Annotated in this window: 20 protein-coding genes; 12 read left to right on the plus strand and 8 right to left on the minus strand. The window is 64.9% G+C overall.

Annotated elements, in window-relative coordinates:
- Positions 1-2 precede the first annotated feature (2 nt).
- From P1L40_RS19150 to P1L40_RS19170, 5 genes are all read left to right on the plus strand, one after another.
- On the plus strand, positions 3-923 hold the full coding sequence (locus tag P1L40_RS19150; protein WP_284011407.1) for a carbohydrate ABC transporter permease: 921 nt from the start codon (positions 3-5) through the stop codon (positions 921-923).
- Positions 924-929: 6 nt separating this feature from the next.
- Positions 930-2063: an ABC transporter ATP-binding protein gene (locus P1L40_RS19155; protein ID WP_284011408.1), complete on the plus strand. Its 1134-nt coding sequence runs from the start codon at positions 930-932 to the stop codon at positions 2061-2063.
- 2 nt (positions 2064-2065) lie between these two features.
- Positions 2066-2239 (plus strand): hypothetical protein, encoded by a 174-nt coding sequence (locus P1L40_RS19160; RefSeq protein ID WP_284011409.1) that lies wholly within the window; start codon positions 2066-2068, stop codon positions 2237-2239.
- A gap of 202 nt (positions 2240-2441) precedes the next feature.
- Positions 2442-3215: an HTH-type transcriptional regulator GlpR gene (glpR, locus tag P1L40_RS19165; RefSeq protein WP_284011410.1), complete on the plus strand. Its 774-nt coding sequence runs from the start codon at positions 2442-2444 to the stop codon at positions 3213-3215.
- A 552-nt stretch (positions 3216-3767) separates the two neighbouring features.
- Positions 3768-4634 carry a fumarylacetoacetate hydrolase family protein gene (locus P1L40_RS19170; protein ID WP_284011411.1) on the plus strand — a complete coding sequence of 289 codons (867 nt, stop codon included), beginning with the start codon at positions 3768-3770 and terminating at the stop codon, positions 4632-4634.
- Here the strand turns inward: P1L40_RS19170 and P1L40_RS19175 are convergent, their stop codons facing one another.
- The 3 genes from P1L40_RS19175 to P1L40_RS19185 are packed head-to-tail and all read right to left on the minus strand — an operon-like array spanning position 4635 to position 7227.
- Positions 4635-4895 (minus strand): DUF7968 family protein, encoded by a 261-nt coding sequence (locus P1L40_RS19175; RefSeq protein ID WP_284011412.1) that lies wholly within the window; start codon positions 4893-4895, stop codon positions 4635-4637.
- A 57-nt stretch (positions 4896-4952) separates the two neighbouring features.
- Complete coding sequence (locus P1L40_RS19180) at positions 4953-6050, minus strand: Gfo/Idh/MocA family protein (RefSeq protein WP_284011413.1); 1098 nt, start codon at positions 6048-6050, stop codon at positions 4953-4955.
- 1 nt (position 6051) lies between these two features.
- Positions 6052-7227 (minus strand): mandelate racemase family protein, encoded by a 1176-nt coding sequence (locus tag P1L40_RS19185; RefSeq protein ID WP_284011414.1) that lies wholly within the window; start codon positions 7225-7227, stop codon positions 6052-6054.
- A gap of 85 nt (positions 7228-7312) precedes the next feature.
- On the opposite strand from P1L40_RS19185, the gene P1L40_RS19190 reads away from it, so the two are divergent.
- From P1L40_RS19190 to P1L40_RS19205, 4 genes are read left to right on the plus strand one after another with little or no spacing between them, the layout of a single operon-like run.
- The gene (locus P1L40_RS19190; protein WP_284011415.1) at positions 7313-8119 is read left to right on the plus strand and encodes an SDR family NAD(P)-dependent oxidoreductase; all 807 of its coding nucleotides are present in this window, start codon (positions 7313-7315) and stop codon (positions 8117-8119) included.
- Positions 8120-8121: 2 nt separating this feature from the next.
- Positions 8122-8991 carry an amidohydrolase family protein gene (locus P1L40_RS19195; RefSeq protein WP_284011416.1) on the plus strand — a complete coding sequence of 290 codons (870 nt, stop codon included), beginning with the start codon at positions 8122-8124 and terminating at the stop codon, positions 8989-8991.
- Positions 8992-8993: 2 nt separating this feature from the next.
- Positions 8994-10157 carry an enolase C-terminal domain-like protein gene (locus P1L40_RS19200; RefSeq protein ID WP_284011417.1) on the plus strand — a complete coding sequence of 388 codons (1164 nt, stop codon included), beginning with the start codon at positions 8994-8996 and terminating at the stop codon, positions 10155-10157.
- A gap of 41 nt (positions 10158-10198) precedes the next feature.
- The gene (locus P1L40_RS19205) at positions 10199-10654 is read left to right on the plus strand and encodes a universal stress protein (RefSeq protein ID WP_284011418.1); all 456 of its coding nucleotides are present in this window, start codon (positions 10199-10201) and stop codon (positions 10652-10654) included.
- Here P1L40_RS19205 and P1L40_RS19210 read toward each other — a convergent pair whose 3' ends face one another.
- Positions 10655-11443 carry an ATP-binding cassette domain-containing protein gene (locus tag P1L40_RS19210; RefSeq protein WP_284011419.1) on the minus strand — a complete coding sequence of 263 codons (789 nt, stop codon included), beginning with the start codon at positions 11441-11443 and terminating at the stop codon, positions 10655-10657. It abuts the gene before it with no gap.
- Between the two features lie 107 nt (positions 11444-11550).
- On the opposite strand from P1L40_RS19210, the gene P1L40_RS19215 reads away from it, so the two are divergent.
- Together P1L40_RS19215 and P1L40_RS19220 are read left to right on the plus strand one after the other, a co-directional pair.
- The gene (locus P1L40_RS19215; RefSeq protein ID WP_284011420.1) at positions 11551-12537 is read left to right on the plus strand and encodes an ABC transporter permease; all 987 of its coding nucleotides are present in this window, start codon (positions 11551-11553) and stop codon (positions 12535-12537) included.
- An 89-nt stretch (positions 12538-12626) separates the two neighbouring features.
- Positions 12627-13703, plus strand: coding sequence for a substrate-binding domain-containing protein (locus P1L40_RS19220; protein ID WP_284011421.1), 1077 nt, complete (start codon positions 12627-12629; stop codon positions 13701-13703).
- A 96-nt stretch (positions 13704-13799) separates the two neighbouring features.
- On the opposite strand, the gene gfo6 is transcribed toward P1L40_RS19220, so the two are convergent.
- From gfo6 to P1L40_RS19240, 4 genes are all read right to left on the minus strand, one after another.
- On the minus strand, positions 13800-14879 hold the full coding sequence (gfo6, locus tag P1L40_RS19225) for a D-xylose 1-dehydrogenase Gfo6 (protein ID WP_284011422.1): 1080 nt from the start codon (positions 14877-14879) through the stop codon (positions 13800-13802).
- A 279-nt stretch (positions 14880-15158) separates the two neighbouring features.
- Positions 15159-15920, minus strand: a complete 762-nt coding sequence (locus P1L40_RS19230) for an IclR family transcriptional regulator (protein ID WP_284011423.1) — start codon at positions 15918-15920, stop codon at positions 15159-15161.
- Between the two features lie 67 nt (positions 15921-15987).
- On the minus strand, positions 15988-16959 hold the full coding sequence (locus P1L40_RS19235) for a carbohydrate kinase family protein (protein WP_284011424.1): 972 nt from the start codon (positions 16957-16959) through the stop codon (positions 15988-15990).
- Positions 16960-17010: 51 nt separating this feature from the next.
- Entirely contained in the window at positions 17011-17667 is a 657-nt protein-coding gene (locus tag P1L40_RS19240; protein WP_284011425.1) for a transaldolase family protein, read from the minus strand.
- Between the two features lie 345 nt (positions 17668-18012).
- On the opposite strand from P1L40_RS19240, the gene P1L40_RS19245 reads away from it, so the two are divergent.
- Complete coding sequence (locus P1L40_RS19245) at positions 18013-19242, plus strand: sugar ABC transporter substrate-binding protein (protein WP_284011426.1); 1230 nt, start codon at positions 18013-18015, stop codon at positions 19240-19242.
- Position 19243: the final 1 nt, after the last annotated feature.

Consider the following 19243-nt stretch of genomic DNA (forward strand, 5'->3'; position numbering starts at 1 on the left):
CCATGAGCACGCAACAATCGATCTTCGACCGATTGATCGGGGGACTCGGACTCGATACCGAGGACGAGTGGTCTCACATCGTTCGCGAGCGGGTCGTCGCGTACTCGCTGCTGGGACTATACGTCTTCGTCATCTGGTTCCCGATCTACTTCATCTTCGTTACCAGTATCAAACCGACCTCGGCGGTGTTGGACATCCCTATCTCGTTCGTTCCGACACAGCCGACGGTCAGCAACTACATCGAGATTTTCCAGAACCGACCGTTCGAACTGTACACGCTGAACAGCCTCATCGTCGCCAGTACGACGACCATCATCTGTGTGACGCTGGGGACCGTGACGGGCTACTCGTTCTCCCGCTACGAGTTCGTCGGCAACAAGACGCTGCTGCTGTCGATCGTGGGTGCGCGGATGATCCCACCGATCGCGCTTATCGTCCCGTTCTTCAGCATCATGTCGAACCCGCCACTGATCGGCGGTCTCACGGGCAGCCTCTACGATACGAGGATCGCGCTGATCCTGACGTACACGTTCTTCAATCTCCCGTTTGCAGTCTGGATCATGAAAAACTACTTCGACGGGGTCCCGGAATCGCTCGACGAACAGGCCCGCATCGACGGCTGTTCACGCTGGGAGGGGTTCGTGAAGATCATCCTGCCGATGGCGAAACCGGGCATCGCGGCGACGGCCATCCTGGCGTTCATCTTCTCGTGGAACGAGTTCGTCTTCGCGCTCGTCCTCACGTCCTCGGAGCAGGCCCAGACGCTTCCGATCGCCGTCTCGCTGTTCGTCGCAGACGACTTCGTGGACTGGGCTCACCTCGCGGCTGGTGGCATGATCGCCGCCTTACCCGGTATCCTGTTCGGATTGTTCTTCCAGCAGTACATCGTCAGCGGACTCACCCAAGGAGCAGTCAAGGAGTAATCACACATGGCACACGTAGAACTCGAAAATCTGGTCAAGGAATTCGACGACGTTACGGCAGTCGACGGTATCTCACTGGACATCCCCGACGAGAGCTTCACCGTTCTCGTGGGGCCGTCCGGGTGTGGCAAGACGACCACACTCCGGCTCATCGCTGGCCTCGAACGGGCCTCCGACGGCGAGATCCGTATCGGCGACGAAGTCGTCAACGACAGGCGCGCCTACGAGCGGGACATCGCGATGGTGTTCCAGAACTACGCGCTGTACCCCCACAAGACCGTCGAGGAGAACATGCGCTTCGGCCTCGAACAGCACGGTGTCGAGGACGAGACAATCACCGAACGCGTCAACGAAGCCGCGACCCTCCTACAGATCGGCGACTTGCGGGACCGAAAGCCCGCTGAACTCTCTGGCGGGCAACAACAGCGGGTCGCGCTGGGGCGGGCGATCGTCCGTGACCCCGCGGTCTTCCTCATGGACGAGCCCTTGTCGAACCTCGACGCCAAACTCAGGGTCCAGATGCGCGCGGAACTCAACAAACTCCACGAGGAACTGTCGACCACGACGGTGTACGTCACGCACGATCAGGTCGAGGCGATGACGCTGGCCGACCAGATCGCGGTCATGGACGACGGACAGATACAGCAGGTCGGAGAGCCGACACACGTCTACTCGAACCCGCTGAACACGTTCGTGGCCGGCTTCCTGGGTTCTCCGAGTATGAACTTCCTCGAAGGCGTCCTAGAACGGACTGGGTCCGGAAAGCTCCAGCTCGACCTCGGAAGCGACACACACAGCGTCCCCGACGAGTACGACGATGCCGCGCTCGCGGACTACCTGGGGGAACGAGTGACACTCGGTATCAGGCCCGAGAACATCGCCCTCAATCAGGACGGCGTACCGGCGAACGTCCACCCGGCGACGGTCCAGGTCGTCGAGCCACAGGGCGAGAAGACCGTCCTCGAACTCGAACTCGACTCGGGCGAGAGTATCAAGGCTGCCGTGAATCCGGATACGGAAGTCACGATCGGAGACGATGTGAACCTCCGGTTCGACCGAGACTCACTGCACTACTTCGACCCCCAGACCGGTGAGTCACTCACCTATAACTCTAAGGCCGAACAGAGAGCAACCATCTGACCATGCACGCGAGCACTACGTACAGGCTGTCACAGGCCCCCGTTGTAGCGTTCTGTATCGCGTCGGTCCTGGCACTGCTAGCGATATATAATTACGTGACCGGTGTCCACGGCGGGGCGATCGTGAGCGGTCTCGGTGCTATCGTCGCGTCGCTGTTCGGCGTGCTCGTCGACTGAGTTCGGAGACAATTTAACAAACTGTAGAAGACAGATGCAGATAGCTATTGAGTGGAACCGACCGAACACGGGTACCGGCCGAGACGGTCGTCACCCACTGCGGGAGCGGCCCCCAGGACACGACGACGAACAAGTATATCTAACCGATAACCGTAGGACGAGCGAGGTCCCCACCCCATGGGTACCACGATGATGGGTGACTATGCTACCTGAGGAACGGAGAGAGGCGATCGTGGAGAAGGTCAACCGCTCCGACCGAGTGACTGTTGACGAACTGATAGAGGAATTTGGCGTCTCTGGAGCGACCATCCGCCGTGATCTGGCGTCGCTCGCTGAAGAGGGCCACATCGAACGGTTCCATGGTGGTGCACTCCCCAGCTCTACGGGTTCGGACTCGTCGAGCGACTCACACGGCGAGGTACAGAACCCCAGTGGGAAACGCGCTATCGCGGAACAAGCCATCCAAGAGTTAGACGAGGGCGACGCCGTCTTCTTCGACACCGGGACCACGGCCATGGCGGTTGCCCGTGCAATCCCCGAGGCGCTGTCACTGCTCGTCGCTACCAACTCTCCCGAGACAGCCTTCGAACTGCGGGAAGCCTGCGGCGAGGTGAAAGTCGTCGGTGACTCGCTTCGACAGACTTCGGACGCGCTTGTCGGGCGGGGTGCCGAATCGTACCTCCGGAAGACGAACTTCGATGTCGTGTTTCTGGAGTCGGACGCGGTACAAGCCGACGGGAGCCTTTCAGTCTCCAACGAGGACGAGGCTCGCATCAAGTCGTTACTCTGCGAGGGCGGTCGGCAAGTCATCCTCGTCGCTGACGGCGGGAAACTAGACGGACAGAGTTTCAGGGAGTTCGCCACACTGGAAGACATCGACGTGTTCATCACTGACGTAACAGTCGAACAGGACCTTCGAGAAGTGCTTGACCGGGCGGATGTCCGTGTGGTCGATGGCCTGCTAGCCGTGAACTGAGGATAGAGGGGAATCTTCGTCCACGTCTCGGACAACAGGAGAACCTCACGGTTGAAACTTTGATGTTCGGGGCCGGCCAGTCGTTCCTGGACACAGTCGGAGCCGACCCACAGCCGTTTGGAGTTCTTCTCCCGTCGAAGATCGGTGTCTTCACCCGTCGCGACGAGAAGAGCAGTATCGAGCGGTGGTAACACGAAGATATTACCATCACGTGCGTTCTATGCTACGCTTTTCGATGATAGATATAGAAATCCATTTAGAAGATTGCAAGTCGACCGAAATATGTGTATTATGGCCATTTTAATCTTGAAATCTTCTAATTTGGAAGTGTATATGGGTATATAGAAATATATCTCCCGAAAAGAGCGCACTCTCCGAACGGCGGGTGCCACAGACCGACTCGGTAGTCCAGATACACCATCTCCGAGATAGTGTGGCAGTCGAGTCAGGCATCGGCGGGCCACCTCGGCAGTCGTATCGCCACGACCGACACCCGGACGTGTCGATACAGTTACCAGAACCGACAAGTCCCTGCCAGTCGCAGTGTACGATATGAGATACTATCGCACAGCCGGAGCCGACGGTCCCCGCCTCCTCGCCCGGACGGGTTCGGACGCCTACGATCTGACGGCAGCCCGGCCGAACGTGACGGCGTTCGAGGACCTCGCCTACGTCGCGGACGTGACCGACCGGACCATCGACGAGGTCGCCGACGACCTCCTCGACGGGGCCGACCCGGTCTCGGTCCCCGCGGGGAGGGCGGTCGGCGTTCCCACGCTGGTCGACGAGGTGTGGGCCGCCGGGGTGACCTACGAGATCAGCGAGCAGGCCCGCGAGGCCGAGAGCGGGATGCCCGAGATGTACCTCGATGTCTACGAGGCCGAGCGCCCGGAGGTGTTCTTCAAGGCGACCTGGGACCGCGTGGTCGGCCCCGGCGACGCGGTGGGCGTCCGCGGCGACTCCGAGTGGAACGTCCCCGAACCCGAACTGGGGATCGTCCTCTACGAGGGCGAGATCGTCGGCTACACCGTCGGCAACGACGTGAGCAGTCGCTCCATCGAGGGCCAGAACCCGCTGTACCTCCCGCAGGCGAAGGTGTACGATCGCTGCTGTTCGTTGGGTCCCTGCATCGCGACACCGGATACCGTCGGCGACCCGCACGACCTCGCGATGACGATGACGGTCGAGCGCGACGGCGAGACGGTCTACGAAGGGGAGACATCGACGAGCGAGATGGTCCGGACGTGTGAGGAACTGGTCTCGTTCCTCCGGCGACACAACACCGTCCCGGAGTCGGCGGTTCTCCTGACCGGGACCTCACTGGTCCCCGAAGAGGGGTTCTCGTTGGCACCGTCTGACGAGGTCCACATCGACATCGAGAACATCGGACGCCTCGCCAACGACGTGACGACCGTCTGATCACTCCCGGTCGCCGGCCGCCTCGTAGTCCAGCGCCGTCTCCGGGCCGATCCGCCGGGGACCGTCTATCGCCCGGACCCGGAGCGTGACCCGCGTCGTCTCGCCACAGCCGTCCGACACGACCTCTGTCCACTCGTCGCCGACCGCGACCGGGCCGGCCTTCGACCGGCGGAGGTAACGCACGTAGCTCCGTTTCCGCAGTTCGTCGGCGACGGTACCGTCGCCGGTGTGAGCGAGCACGACGCGATCGGCAACGGCCATATCGGTGCTGCGGGCCGCACGGAAAAGTCCTTTTCGCCGGTCCGTGTGGCCGTCGCCTCACCAGGAGGTGATCGTCACGTCCCGGAGCGGGCGGTCCAGCGGGACCGACACCTGACCGCCGGTGTAGTGAGAGATGTAGAAGCCGACGATGATCTCCAGCGAGCGAGTCGCCTCGTCACCCGTCGAGGGGTTCTCCATCGTCCCGTCGACGACTGCAACGGCGTCGGCGGCGGCGTTGGCGAAGGCGTCCCGGTAGTCCTCGTCCCACGTCCAGGCGCCGTCGATCCCCGGCAGGTCGGCCTCGACGTGACTCCCGTCGTCGAGTCCCCAGTATCGCCACTCGCCGTCGTCGTTGTTGAGGTAGAGTTTCCCCTCACTGCCGACGAACTGGAGCGTCATCGACGAGGCCTCCCGGGGAATGGTGCAGTCGATGGTGACGAAGCTCCCGTCGTCCATCACGACGAACCCGCCGCCGCCGGCGTCGTCGACACGCTCGGCCGCTTCCAGCGAGTCGACGGCCTCGTTCTCGCCGGTGATGTAGCCCGACACCTGCTCCGCCCGGGCGTCGAGCAGGTACACGAGCGTATCCAGCAGGTGCGTGGAGTTGCGCAGCAGTTCCATCCGGAACTGCGTGGCGACGGCGTGGACATCGCCCAGCAGGCCCTCCTCCTGGATGAGGTCCCTGATCCGCTGGAGTTTCGTCGTGAACCGGAACGAGTGATTGATCAGCAGTTCCGTGTCGGTCTCGTCACAGACGGTGACCATCTCCTCGGCGTCGCTGACCGACGAGGCGATCGGCTTCTCACACCAGATCAGCGCGGGATCGGCGGCCGACTCGGCGGCGTCGACGACGTGATCGGCGTGGAGATACGAGGGCGTACAGACCGAGACGAGGTCGAGGTCCTCTGCCGCCAGCATCGACTCGTGGCCGACGTACCGCCGGTCGGGCGGGATCTCCCAGGCCTCGCCGAACTGTTCGAGTTTCGTCTCGTCGACATCGGCGACGGCCACCAGCTCGACGCCCTCGGTGGCCTTGTAGCCTCCGGCGTGGCTGGCCCTGACCTTCTTCTCGCCGATGTCCTCCTCGTCGTGCATCCCGAGGATACCCATTCCGGCGATGCCTCCAGTTCCGATGATACCGGCTCTGTAGGTCATGTCAGTCGTAGATGTGGAGGCTCCCGGTGGCGTTGTCCTCGATGTACTCCCAGTCGTAGTCGACGCCCAGGCCAGGGCCGTCGGGCACCGTGACCATCCCCTCGTCGTCGACGGTGTCGAGCATGTCCGAGTAGTCGCCCTCGTACACCGGCGGCTGGGTGTTCGGACAGTCGGGGTGGACGAGCGCGAGTTCGTAGTAGTTCGTGTTCCGGATCGCGGCGATACAGTGACGCTGGGCGGGTCCCGGGGCGTGGAACTCCACGTCCATACCGAACCCTTCGGCCACCTTCGCCCGTTTCATCGCGCCGGTGATCCCGCCGTCGTACTCGGGGTCGGCGCGCAGGAAGTCCGTCGACTCGTTGGCCGCGAAGTCCGTCGCCGGCTCCAGCCCGCGAACGTGCTCGGTCTGGAGGATCGGGGTGTCGAGGGCCTGCCGGAGTTTGCGGTGGGCGTGCTGTGAGATGCCGCCGTCCCGGTACGGGTCCTCGTACCAGAAGAAGCCCTCCTCGTCGAGCGCGCGGCCGAGTTTCAGCGCGTCCGCGTAGGTCTCCAGTTCGCAGGCCGGGTCGTGCATCAGGTCCATCTCGTCGCCGACACGCTGGCCGACGGCGTGGACCGCGTCGATCTCCCGGCGGAGGTCGCGAGAGCCCTCGCTGCCGCCCCAGCCGTGGATCTTGAAGCCGCTGTACCCCATCGAGCGACACTCCTCGGCGAAGTCGGCGAAGGCCTCGGGCGTGTCCAGCCCGCCGTTCTCGTCCCCGTGGTAGGTGGAGGCGTACGCGGGGAACCGCGTCCGGTAGGTGCCCAGCATCTCGTGGATGGGGGCGCCGTACTTCTTGCCGGCGTAGTCCCAGAGGGCGATGTCGATGGGGCCGATGCCCATGCGATCGTACTTCCGGAGCGCCCGCTTCATCTCGCTCCAGTGGTGTTCCCGTTCGAGGGGGTTCTTGCCGACGAGGTAGTCGGCGAAGGTGTTGATCTGTGCGGCACCCGGTGAGTTCCCGCCGACGTACTCACCGGTGATGCCCTCGTCAGTGTGGATCTTGAGGCCGAACAGTTTCCGCTCGGTCACCGAGCCCGGTTCGTACACGAGGTTGAACCCGTGGTGATCTGTCCCGACATCCTCGATCGGATAGGCGAACTCGACGGACTCGACGCTGGTAATCTCTGGCGCCATAGCCTACTATGTGACACCCCGGGAGATAAACGTAGGGCCTTCCATCGGTGGTTTCATTTCACTGTGGCGAGTAGACGAGCGTGGTATGGTCGGACACACGCAGTACGACTTCAGCGGCGAGACCGCCATCGTCACCGGTTCCACGAAGGGGATCGGTCGGGGGATCGCTGCGGGACTGGCAGACGCCGACGCGAACGTCGTCGTCAACGCCCGATCGGCGTCGGATGTCGAATCCGTCGCCGCACAACTGGACCAGCGGGGCGCGGGCCGAGCCGTGGGCATCTCGGCGGATGTCGGCTCTATCGACGACATCGACGCGCTCGTCGACGGAGCGATCGACGAGTTCGGCCGGATCGACCTGCTTGTCAACAACGCGGCTGTCTGGCCCGAGGAAGACTCGCTGGTCGACTCCGATGTCGAGCAGTGGGACCACACGATGAATGTCAACGTCCGCGCACAGTATTACGCCGCAAAGCGGGTCGCTCGGCACATGATCGACGAGGGCATCGAGGGCTGTATCGTCAACCACACGAGCCAGGCCGGCGACCGCCGGACGGGGCCGTTCGGGCTGTACGGCATCTCGAAGACATCGATCAACGGGCTGACCTGGCGGATGGCACAGGAACTGGCCGAACACGGGATCCGGATGAACGCCGTCTCGACGGACGTGACCGAGACGGCCCAGCTCCGCCACGAGGCCGAACAGACGGCGGCGAACGACCCCGATCGGACTCCCGAGGAGGTCCTGCGCGCCCGGGGCGAGCAGCGGCCGCTGGGCCGGCTTGGACAGCCCGAGGACCTCGCCGACGCGGTGCTGTGGCTCGCCAGCGACCGCGCGGACTACGTGGTCGGCGACACCGTCCGGGTCAGCGGCGGCGGTAACCTGGAGTGAGCATGCGGCTCGTCGACACCCACACCCACACCTGGGGACCGAACACCGCGGAACTGCCCTGGCCCGAGACGGTCCTGCCGCCGGGGTGGGACGGACCGTACACCGCCCACGATCTGATCGCGGACATGGACGCCGCCGGTGTCGAGGAGTCCGTGATGGTGACGACGCCGATGTACGGCCGCGGTATCCGGGCCAACGAGTACACGATGCGGGCCATCGAGGCTTACCCGGACCGCCTGTGGGGCGTCGGCCTGATGGACTTCTACGGCGACCCCGACGACGTGCGGTCGTCGCTGCGCCGGGTCGTCGGCCACGACCGGATGCTCGGGGTCCGCATGCACGCCTGTCTCGACTACGAGTGGCACTCGACGGAACTGAACCGGACTGCCGACTGGGTCCTCGACGACGAACTGGCGCCGGTCTGGGAGGAAGCCGCCGAGCAGGGGACGGCCGTGTTCGTCTTCCCGAAGGCCCAACAGCTCCCGATGGTCGCGACCCTCGCCGAACGGCACCCTGACGTGCAGTTGGTCGTCGATCACATGGCGTTCCCCGACGAGACGACCGACCCCGACGAGGCCCCCTGGACGGAGTTCGAGGCACTGGCCGACCACGACAACGTCGCGGTCAAGGTGAGTTCCCTCCCCCGTTCGAGCGAGCAGTCCTGGCCCTACGAGGACCTGTGGGGCTACGTCCGCAACCTCGCGGACTGGTTCGGCACCGACCGCCTCATGCTCGGCTCGGACTACCCGTGGATGGACGACTGGGCCGACTACGAGGCGTGTCTCTCGTGGGTCGAGGAAACCCCGTTCCTCTCGGCCCGGGACCACTCCGATCTGGCCCACCGGACGTTCGAACGAGTCCACGGGGAGTGACCGTGGCCACCATCGAACGTATCGAGACGGTGGAGTTCGCCTACCCGCTCCCGGACGTGGGCACCCCACCGGGCGGGTTCGACATCGTGTACGATCCCGGGTCGACGATGGAGCGACGGCTGTTCGCCGTTCGGGTATCGTGTTCAGACGGCCTCGTCGGCGAGTACGTCGGCGGGAACTCGCCGGGCGCCGCCCAGATCAACACCTTCGCCGACTACCTCGTCGGCCGAGATCCGACCCGGCGCGAACACCACTGGGGCGAGGTGAAGCGGGCGCTCCGGAAGTACGATCGCATGGGCATCGGCCCCATCGACATCGCCCTCTGGGACTACGCCGGCAAGAAGTACGGCGCCCCCATCCACGAACTGCTCGGAACGTATCGGGAACGATTCCCCGCGTACGCCTCCACCTACCAGGGCGACCGTAGCGGTGGCCTCGATTCGCCGGCGGCGTACGCCGACTTCGCCGAGACCTGTCTCGACCGCGGCTATCCGGGGTTCAAGCTCCACGGCTGGGACGGCGACTGGCGCGATCCCGATTTGCTGGAACAGGCGGTCCGCGCGGTCGGCGAGCGTGTCGGCGACCGGATGGAGCTGATGGTCGACCCGGCCTGTGACCTCGACACCTTCGCCGAGGCGGTGCAGGTGGGTCGTGCCTGTGACGAGTACGGCTACCGCTGGTACGAGGACCCGTACCGGGACGGCGGTATCTCACAGCACGGTCACCGCAAACTCCGGCAGACGCTCTCGACGCCGCTACTCCAGACCGAACACGTCCGGGGGCTGGAACCACACACCAACTTCGCGGCCTCGGAGGCGACGGATCTCCTCCGTGCGGACCCCGAATACGACGGCGGGATCACCGGCGCGATGAAGATCGTCGCCGCGGCGGAGGGACTGGGGCTGGACGTGGAGTTCCACGCGCCGGGGCCGGCACAGCGCCACTGTATCGCCGCGACCCGGAACACCCCGTTCTACGAACTGGCACTCGTTCACCCGGACGCACCGAACACGACCCCGCCTGTGTACGAGGGCGACTACTCCGACGATCTGGACGCCATCGACGCCGACGGCATGGTCACGGTGCCCGGCGGCCCTGGCCTGGGTGTCGACTACGACTGGGCGTACATCGAGGACAACGCCGTCGGCCGACGGACCTACGAGTAGGATCCCAAACAGCTAATTAACAGTCCGACTATCTCCCGTGTATGGCACACGATCGCGTGTTGCTCGCAATCGGTCCGGAGGATCGGGACAGCCTGGACACCCTCGTGGAGGCCGCTATCGACATGGCGGAACCCGCGGGCGCGACCGTCTACCTGCTGTACGTCTTCCCGCGGGACGACTACGAGACGGTGATGGAACAGATGGACATCGACACGGCGACCAGCGGTCTCACGCCCGACGAGGTCGCACAGCGTCACGAGAGCGTCCGCGAACCGGCCGACCGCCTGGCCTCGCTGGACATCGACTACGAGATCCGGGGCGTCTCCGGCGGGAACCCGGCCGACCAGATCGTGCGGACGGTCGAACAGGTCGGCGCCGACGTAGCGATCGTCGGCGGTACGAAGCGGTCGCCGGCCGGGAAGGCGATGTTCGGCGACCACGCGCAGCGGGTCCTCCTGAACTCGCCCGTGCCGGTGTTGTACGTCAAGCGGGAGTAGCTATCCGTCCGCCGCTTGCTCGCTTCGCTCGCTGTCGGGCATCCCGGCGACCATCCGCTTGACGATGTCGTCCTGTGTCGCCGTCTCGCCGTCGAGGACCCCGGCGTCGGTCCCCTGATGGAGAATGTGGATGCGGTCGGCGGCCCGCCGGACGTAGTCGAGGTTGTGCGAGATGAGGAGAATGGAGATCCCCTGACGCTGCATCCGGTCGATGAGTTCGAGCACCCGTTCTGCACCCTCGACCGAGAGGGCGCTGGTCGGTTCGTCCATGATGATGATCTCGGGGTCCGAGAGCATCGTCCGGGAGATACTGACCAGTTGGCGCTCGCCGCCCGAGAGGTTCGACACCGTCTCGTCGACATCGACCCCGATCTCCAGTTCGTCGAGTAGCTCCTGGGCGCGCTTGCGCATCTTGCCCTTGCTGAGGACGCCGAGGAGGCCACCGGACCCACCGACCTCCTCCCGGCCGAGGAAGATGTTCTGCGTGACGGTGAGGTTGTCGGCGATTGCCAGGTCCTGAAACGTCGTCTCGATCCCGAGGTCCTTCGCTCGCCGTGGCGAGTCGATATCGACGGTCTCGCCGTCGATACGGATGGTGCCGCTGTCCGGCCGGTGTGCTCCCGCCAGACACTTGATGAGCGTCGACTTGCCCGCTCCGTTGTCGCCCGCGAGCGCCAGCACTTCGCCCCGCCGCAACCGGAGTGTCACCCCGTCGAGGGCAACTACCTCGCCGAACCGCTTCGTGATACCTTCCATCTCGACGATGTAGTCGTCTCCGGACTCGCTCATGCGTGGTCTGTTGTCATCTTTCGACATAAGCGTTCGCACGTGACACTGTCACAACTGTGTGTGCCGTTACCAAAAGTATAACATCACTCGGCGGATATGTTCCGCGTATGCTGCAATCGGTCGTCGGGGAGAGCGGCGTCGGGAGCCGGGTGACACTCCGGGATCTGAGTCGGTACGGCCCGATGCTCGGCCTCGTCGGGCTGTACGTCGCGTTCTCGCTCCTGAACGAACGGTTCCTCACGGTACAGAACCAGGTCAACGTCCTCCAGCAGGTGTCTATCATCGGCATCATGGCTATCGGGGTGACCTTCCCGATCCTCTGTGCGGAGATCGATCTGAGCATCGCACAGGTGATGGAGATCGCGGGGCTGACGATGGCGACACTCGCCGTCGGTGCGCGGCTCTTCGAGGGGTTCGCCGTCCCGGTCGTCGTCGCGATCCTCGCCGGGATCGCCCTCGCGTCGGCGTTCGGTGGGCTCTCGGGGTACGTCACTGCCCGGTTCGGAGTCCCGTCGTTTATGACCACACTGGCCGTCCTGTTCCTCGCTGACGGACTCGGGCTCATCGTCTCCGGTAACCGTCCGATAATCGGCCTTCCGGCCTCGTTGACCGCCATCGGTGGCGCGCGTGTGTTCGGCTTCCCGAGCATCGTCCTCGTGTTCCTGCTGTTGTTGGTCCTCTCACAGCTGTTGCTCTCGTACACCCGGTTTGGCCTCTACATCTACGCTATCGGCGGTGACCGGACGGCCGCCGAGCGGATGGGGATCAACGTCACGGCCGTCCGGATGGGGACGCTCGTGATCTCGGCCGCCTTCGCGGCCATCGCCGGTCTGGTGACTCTCGGACGACTCGGGAGCGCGGTGCCGACGATGGGAGCCGGACTGCTCTTGCCCCCCATCGCCGCGGTCATCCTCGGCGGCGCGGACCTCTTCGGTGGCTCCGGGAACATGGTCGGGACCCTCATCGGCGTGCTCATCCTCGGGGTTCTCGGAAACGGGTTGAACCTTCTCGGCGTCGATCCGGCCGGACAACTCGTCGCACAGGGTATCGTCCTGATGCTCGCGGTCCTCGCGAACGTCCTGGGCCGGGACTGATAGACACCGGGGCCCCACACTGGTTGGCCGATACGACGTTCTCACTCACCGATAGTTCTTTCACTCGGGCAATAGTCACTAGTGAACGTATGACACGACCGATCCGCAGACGCCGGTTCATCAGAAGCAGTGCACTCGCTGGAACAGCGCTCCTCGCTGGCTGTGGCGGCAACGGCGGGGACGGCGGAGACGGTGGCAGTGGCGACGGTGGCGATGGCGGTAGTGGCGACGGCGGCAACGGCGGAGACGGCGGCGACGGAGAGACGACCGAGATGGAGACGACGAGCAGTGGCCCGCCGTCGGCAGCGCTTTCGGTCCCGTCGCTTGAGTTCACGTTCTTCGCCCGGATGCAGAACGCGTTCACCCAGGCGCGGAGTGAGGGCCTGATCGCGAGCGACTCCTCGTTCTACGACGCCGGCAACAACCAGGGCCAGCAGGTCTCCGACGTTGAGACGGCGATCTCGAACGAAGTCGACTTCCTCATGATCTCGGCGATCACAGCCGAGGGCGTCATCAACGCGATCCGACAGGCCAACGAGGCCGGCATCCCGGTCGTCGCTATCGACCGGAACGTCGCCGAGGGCGACACGGTCACCTACGTCGCGTCCGACAACGTCCAGCTCGGCCGCCGCTCGACGGAACTGTGCCTCGGGTTCATGGAGAGCACCGGCGACCAGGAGACCTACAACATCCTCCAGTTGGAGGGGACCCCAGGTGCCAGCGTGACCAACGACCGCGGACAGGGGTTCAGCAACGCCGTCGAGAACAACGACAGTCTCAGCCGGCTCGCCAGCCAGACGGGAGAGTTCTCGACCCAGACCGCGCTGGGCGTGATGGAGGACTTCATCACGCAGTACGGCGACGACATCGACGGCGTGTTCTGTCAGAACGACCTGATGGCCCTCGGCGTCCACCAGGCGCTCCAGAACGCCGATATGTCTGTCCCGGTCACCGGGATCGACGGGACGGAGGCGTGGGTCGAACTGTTCGCCGACAACGACACGTACGGCACGCTCGCCCAACTGCCGGAGGAGATGGTCACCACGGCCATCGACCGGGCCACGGCGCACCTCGCCGGCGAAACCGTCGAGGACACCATCGTCATCGAGGGACTGGAGGTAACGCAGGACAACGCCAGCGACTACCTCGATCAGTACTTCGGCTGAGTCGCGACCCGACGGGCCATGGTCGGCACCGACGTACTGTCGACAGCCCCGAAGGTTCCGGGAGCCGCGGGCCGTGTGGTTGTCGACCGTGCCGACTCAGAGTTCGATCGCCCGGCCGGCTTCGCTGGCCTCGTAGACGGCCTTCAGCGTCTCGATGTCGACCAGCCCGTGTTCGCCGTTCGCGTTCGGTTCGGTGTCGGTCAGCAGGCAGTGCGCGAAGTACTCGAACTCCTCTTCCATCTGGTCGATCCCCTCGAAGTCGATCGTCAGGTCGCTGTCACCGTGCGAGACGTGGAGGCGACGCTCGTCCCACGGGTAAAAGGCCGGTTCGACTCTGATCTCGCCGGCCGTACCCGTGACACGGATGTGACTCGCCAGGTGTGCGTTCTGGCTCGCGGTACACATCCCGGTGACGTGGTCCGGGAAGGCGACCTGGAAGGCGGCGTGTTCGTCCGGAACGTCCGAAAACTCCGGCGCGACCGAGTGGGCGGTGCCGTACACCGCTGTCGGGTCCGCGTCGAGCAGGAATCGTGCGGTGTTCAGCGGGTAGATCCCGATGTCCATGGCCGCACAGCCACCGGAGAGCTCCCAGTCCAGTCGCCACTGGTCGGGGTCCGGGACGAGTTCGAGGATCGGTTCGGTCATGTTCCCGTGGACGAACACCGGCTCGCCGACGTACCCTTCTCGGACGAGGTCTCTCGCCCGGCGGACAGCCGGTTCGGTGTGCATTCGATAGGCGATCATCAGCGGAACGTCGTGGGTATCGCAGGTCTCGACCAGCCGCCGGGCTCGGTCGACGGTCGCCTCCATCGGCTTCTCACAGAGGACCGCCTTTCCGAGTTCCGCGGCCGTCTCGACGAAGGGGAGGTGTTCGGCGTTGGGCGTGACGACGTAGACAGCGTCGTAGGCGTCGCTCGCGACCCCGTCGTGGAACTCATCGTAGGTGATCCCGCGTTCGACGGTCGCCGAGTCCGCGCCGACCGCCCTTGCTTTCTCGGCGTCGCCGCTCACGAGGACCGTCGTCTCACAGAGTTCGGCGGCCGCTACGGCTGGCATCGCCTGTTCCCGTGTCCACCACCCGACACCGACCATCGCGATCCGGACCGGATCGTCCGTCTCGGTGACTGTCTGCCAGTCCCGACGAGTGAAGTCGGTCGTGAGTGCATCGAGTTCCATACCGGTTGTTCACCGCGGGTGACAAAAGGATTGTCGCCGCTGCTGGGCGGACGGTCCCGACGGGGCGTCTACGGCCGCGAGCATCGCGTGAGACTGGCAAGCGAACTCGTGTCCAGCATAGCTGAACACCCTACCGGTCAGAGAGAACGCCGGACGGCGGTATCGTAACTGGTGTACTCTTGTTATGTCTCCCGTGTATTCGGGTCGTGAGAGGTGTTACCAGGGCTGTTCAGTAGAACTGACCGTAGTTACACTCAGAGCGAACACACTTCCGAGTGGTCAGGAATACACCAGATTGATCTCGACGACGTTGGCAGCCGACCGGAGCAACTCGGGGATCTCCTCGTGGAAGAGGTCCCCCTCGATACGAGTCGTCGGCCCGGAGACGCTGAGCGCCGCGACGATGTCCCCGCCCTCGGGGACGACTGGCGCAGCCACGCAGCGCAGACCCGGGAGCCGCTCCTCACGGTCGTAGGCGTAGCCGCGCTCCCGGACATCGTCGAGTTCCGCTTTCAGCTCCGCCCGGTCCGTGATGGTGTTTTCCGTCCGGGCCGGCAGGCCGTGCGTGTCGAGGATCTCGTCGACGCGTTCCTCGGGCAGTTCTGCGAGGATCGTCTTCCCGAGCGCGGTGCAGTGGAGTTTCACCCGCTTGCCCGCGTACGTGTCGACCGTGACGGCTTCGGTCCCTTCGGCGCGAGTGATGTAGACACCCTGACCGTGTTCCTCGACGGCCGCGTTGGCCATCTCGCCCGTCTTCTCGGCCAGCGAGGCGACTTCGGGCCGGGCCGTCTCGTAGATGTCCATCCGGTTGCGCTTGTACTCCCCCAGTTCGAGGAACCGCAGCCCGACGCGGTAGACGCCCCCCTCGTTCGTGATGTACCCCTCGTCCACGAGCGTCTGTAGGTGGTTGTGGACCGTGCTCTTCGCGATGCCGAGGTCGTTGGCCACCGTCGTCAGCCCCGCCCCGTCCAACCGCTTCAGGGCCTCGACGATCCGCAACGAGGTCCGGGTCGCGGTGATGGTGTTTTCTTCCGGTGCCATACTGTGGAGAGTGGCCGCCAGCCACATAGCTCTGTTCACTAGAGCGGAACAGCTGTCCGGGCAGGCGCTACGCCGACCAGGGGATGTCGTCGTGGAACCGCTGGAGCGCGTCGGAGCCGGTCAGTGCCGTCACAGCTCCGGCCTGTGTCGTCGCGACGGCGCCGGCAGCGTTCGCGAGCGCCAGCGCACGGTTCGGGTCCCGGACGCCGTGTGTCAGCGAGGCGATGAGCGCCGCGAGGAAGGCGTCACCGGCTCCCGTCGTGTCGACGGGGTCCACGTCGTACCCTGTGTGCCGGGCCTCTCCGGTCACCGGGCTCTCGTCGGTCCCGTAACAGAACGCGCCCGCGCCTCCGAGGGTCAGGACCACAGTGTGTGGTCCCTCGTCGGCCACGGCACGGGCCAGCTCCGCCGGCTCGTCCGCCTCGAACCCCGCGACCGAGAGTTCCTCCGGCGTCGCCGTGACGACATCGACATCTGAAAGGGCGCCGCGGACGACGGCACGGAACTCGTGGTGGCTGTGCCACATCTCGGGGCGCCAGTTGGGGTCGAGCGACACCGTACAGTGGTCGCTGGCCCGGGACTGGAGGTCGAGCGTCGCGGAGCGGCTCGGTTCGACGCTCATCGTCACCCCGGTGGTGTGAACCCAGGACACCGCCTCCAGCGTCTCGTCGGGAACCGTCCCCTGTTGCAGTCTGGTGTCCGCACCGCGCTCCCGATAGAAGGCGAACGCCGGCCCCCGTTCGGCGTCGTGCGTGACCAGCGCGATCGTCGTTCGCGCACCCTCGTCCGTCACGAGCAGATCGGCTGGGATGTCGGAGTCCTCCAAGTGCGCCTGGAGGAACACACCGAGGTCGTCGGTCGCCAGCCGCGTCCAGAACAGCGGCGGGACGCCGAATCGGGCGAGCGCCATCGCGGCGTTCGCACCGGACCCCCCGAAGGTCGGTTCGTACCCGCCGGCGTCGCCCGGTGGCCCGGGGTTGCGCGGGACGAAATCCACGAGCGCGTCGCCGGCGACAAGGACTGTCGGATCCGTCGGCATACGGCTCGATAGCACCCACCGGTATTTAGAGATTCGTCCGGCCCGCGGGGGTCACTCCGACAGCGGGGGGTCCCGGTCGCCCCAGGCGGCCGCGAACCCGGCGACGCTCTCGTCGGTCTCCGGACAGTCGACGTGTGCATCGAGGACTGACGGCGACATCGTGATCGCGTCGACCCCGGCCTCGTACAGCGCGGTCGCCTGGGTGGTGTTTCGGATACTCGCCGCCAGTACCTCGGTTTCGAACCCCTGCGCGTCGAAGGCCGACTGGATGCGACGGGTCGTCGCGAGTCCGTCGGCGCCCGAGTCGTCGATCCGGCCGACGTACGGCGCGACGAAGGTCGCGTCGTTCTTCGCGGCCAGCACTGCCTGTTCGACGGTGAACACCACCGTCGTCCCGGCTGGTACTCCGTCCGCACGAAGTCGTCCCAGCGCCTCGAACCCCGAACGTGTGGCCGGGATCTTCGCGACGACGTGGTCCGCCCACTCCTGGTAGCCCCGCGCCTCGCGGACCATCCCGTCGGCGTCCTCGGCGAGCACCTGCGCGAACACCGGTCCGTCGGTGATCCCGGCGGCGGTTTCGACGACTTCCCTGTACTGGCGGTCCGTTCCGGCGACGAGAGAGGGGTTCGTCGTCACGCCGTCTATCCCGCAGAGTCGGTCGGCGGCCCGGATCTGCTCCGGCGACGCCGTGTCGATGTAGAGATTCACGCGACAGTGTTCGCCCCCGAAGCCGATGAAACTACTGCCTGGACGCCCGTCTGGCCCTCGTCTGTCCGGTTGCCGATCCGTTCACGAGTCCGGCGAGAATACACACAGGGCGTGACAACCGTGGTCCGAGGCGCCACACCGAACGTCCGTCGCTGCATCCTATCGCGGCGGTATCGCGGCGGCAGCGGCCGAGATAGCCTCGATGCCGCGCATTGATTTTCGATCAGGGCCGTTCACAACAAACCCGATATCGGACAGATAGCGCCGAACGCCCGGCTGTGACACCTGTATTGCACCTTTTATTATCGACAACCTTTATATACCAACGGGCAATATTAGTGTTCTATGCGAGGTAGTGACAGGCGAAAGTTCCTGAAAGCGACCGGGGCAGCAATCACAACCATCTCACTCGCGGGGTGTGGGGGCAACGGCGGAGACGGCGGCAGCGGTGGAGGCGGTGACGGCGGCGACGGTGGCAGCGGTGACGGCGGAAGCGGTGGCGATGGCGGGTCCACCGGTGACGGCGGCGGTGGTAGCGGAAACTCGCTCGACAAGGTCGGGATGACCGCGTACGTCCGTGGCGGCTCCTGGATCACAGCCTACATCGAGGCGGCCCGGTTCTACGCGGAGGACCAGGGGATCGAACTCGATGTTCGGCCGAACCAGCAAAGCGCCCAGAAGCAGGTTTCGGATATCCGCGAGTTCGCCAACAGCGACCACGACGCGATCCTCGTCGGTGTCTGGCAGACCGGCGCGGCCGAGGGGGCGATCAACCAGGCAATCCAGGGCGGGACGCCGGTGTTCGCGACGAACGCCGACACCTCCAGTTCGGAGATTCCGCTGTACGTCGGGTTCAGCAACTACGACGGCGGCGCGAGTTCGGGCGAGGAGATGGTCTCGGCACTGGAAGAACAGTACCCCGACAAGGACACCTACCGCGTCCTGAACGTCCGGGGTCCACAGGGGAACCAGTCGGCCAACCAGCGCTCACAGGGCTTCATCGACGTGATGAACGAACAGGACAACGTCGAAGTCGCACAGACGCTCAACGGCGAGTTCGCCCGCGACGTTGCCCAGTCGACCGTCCAGGAGTTCATCCAGGCCAACGGCCGGGTCGACGGGATCTACTCCGGGAACCTCTCGATGGGACTAGGTGTTGTTGGGGCGCTTCGCAACCTCGACATGCTGGTCCCGCAGGGTGAGGACGGCCACGTCTGCCTGACCCAGATGGACGGCAGCCCCGAGGTGAACCCACTGGTCGGCGAAGGGATGATCGACGCGGCGGTCGACCAGCCCAACTACTTCTACAACCCCATCGCGATGTACTACATGCGCGAGTACGTCGAGAGCGGGATGGACGAGAGCGTCATCCCGGAGGTTGGGTCGGAAGTCAGCTCCGACCAGTTGAACATCGAACCCGGCCAGCACAAAGGTGTGGAGATGTGGTCGGAACCGATCTGGGAACCCGGGGTCATGCGTGAACAGAACGGTCACCCGTGGTTCCGGACAAACAGCGTCGTCATCACCCAAGAGAACTACGACCAGCCGTTCCTCTGGGGTAACGTCTGGGGCTAAC

This window comes from Haloarcula pelagica (assembly GCF_030127105.1).
In the GTDB taxonomy this organism is placed as follows: Archaea; Halobacteriota; Halobacteria; order Halobacteriales; family Haloarculaceae; genus Haloarcula; species Haloarcula pelagica.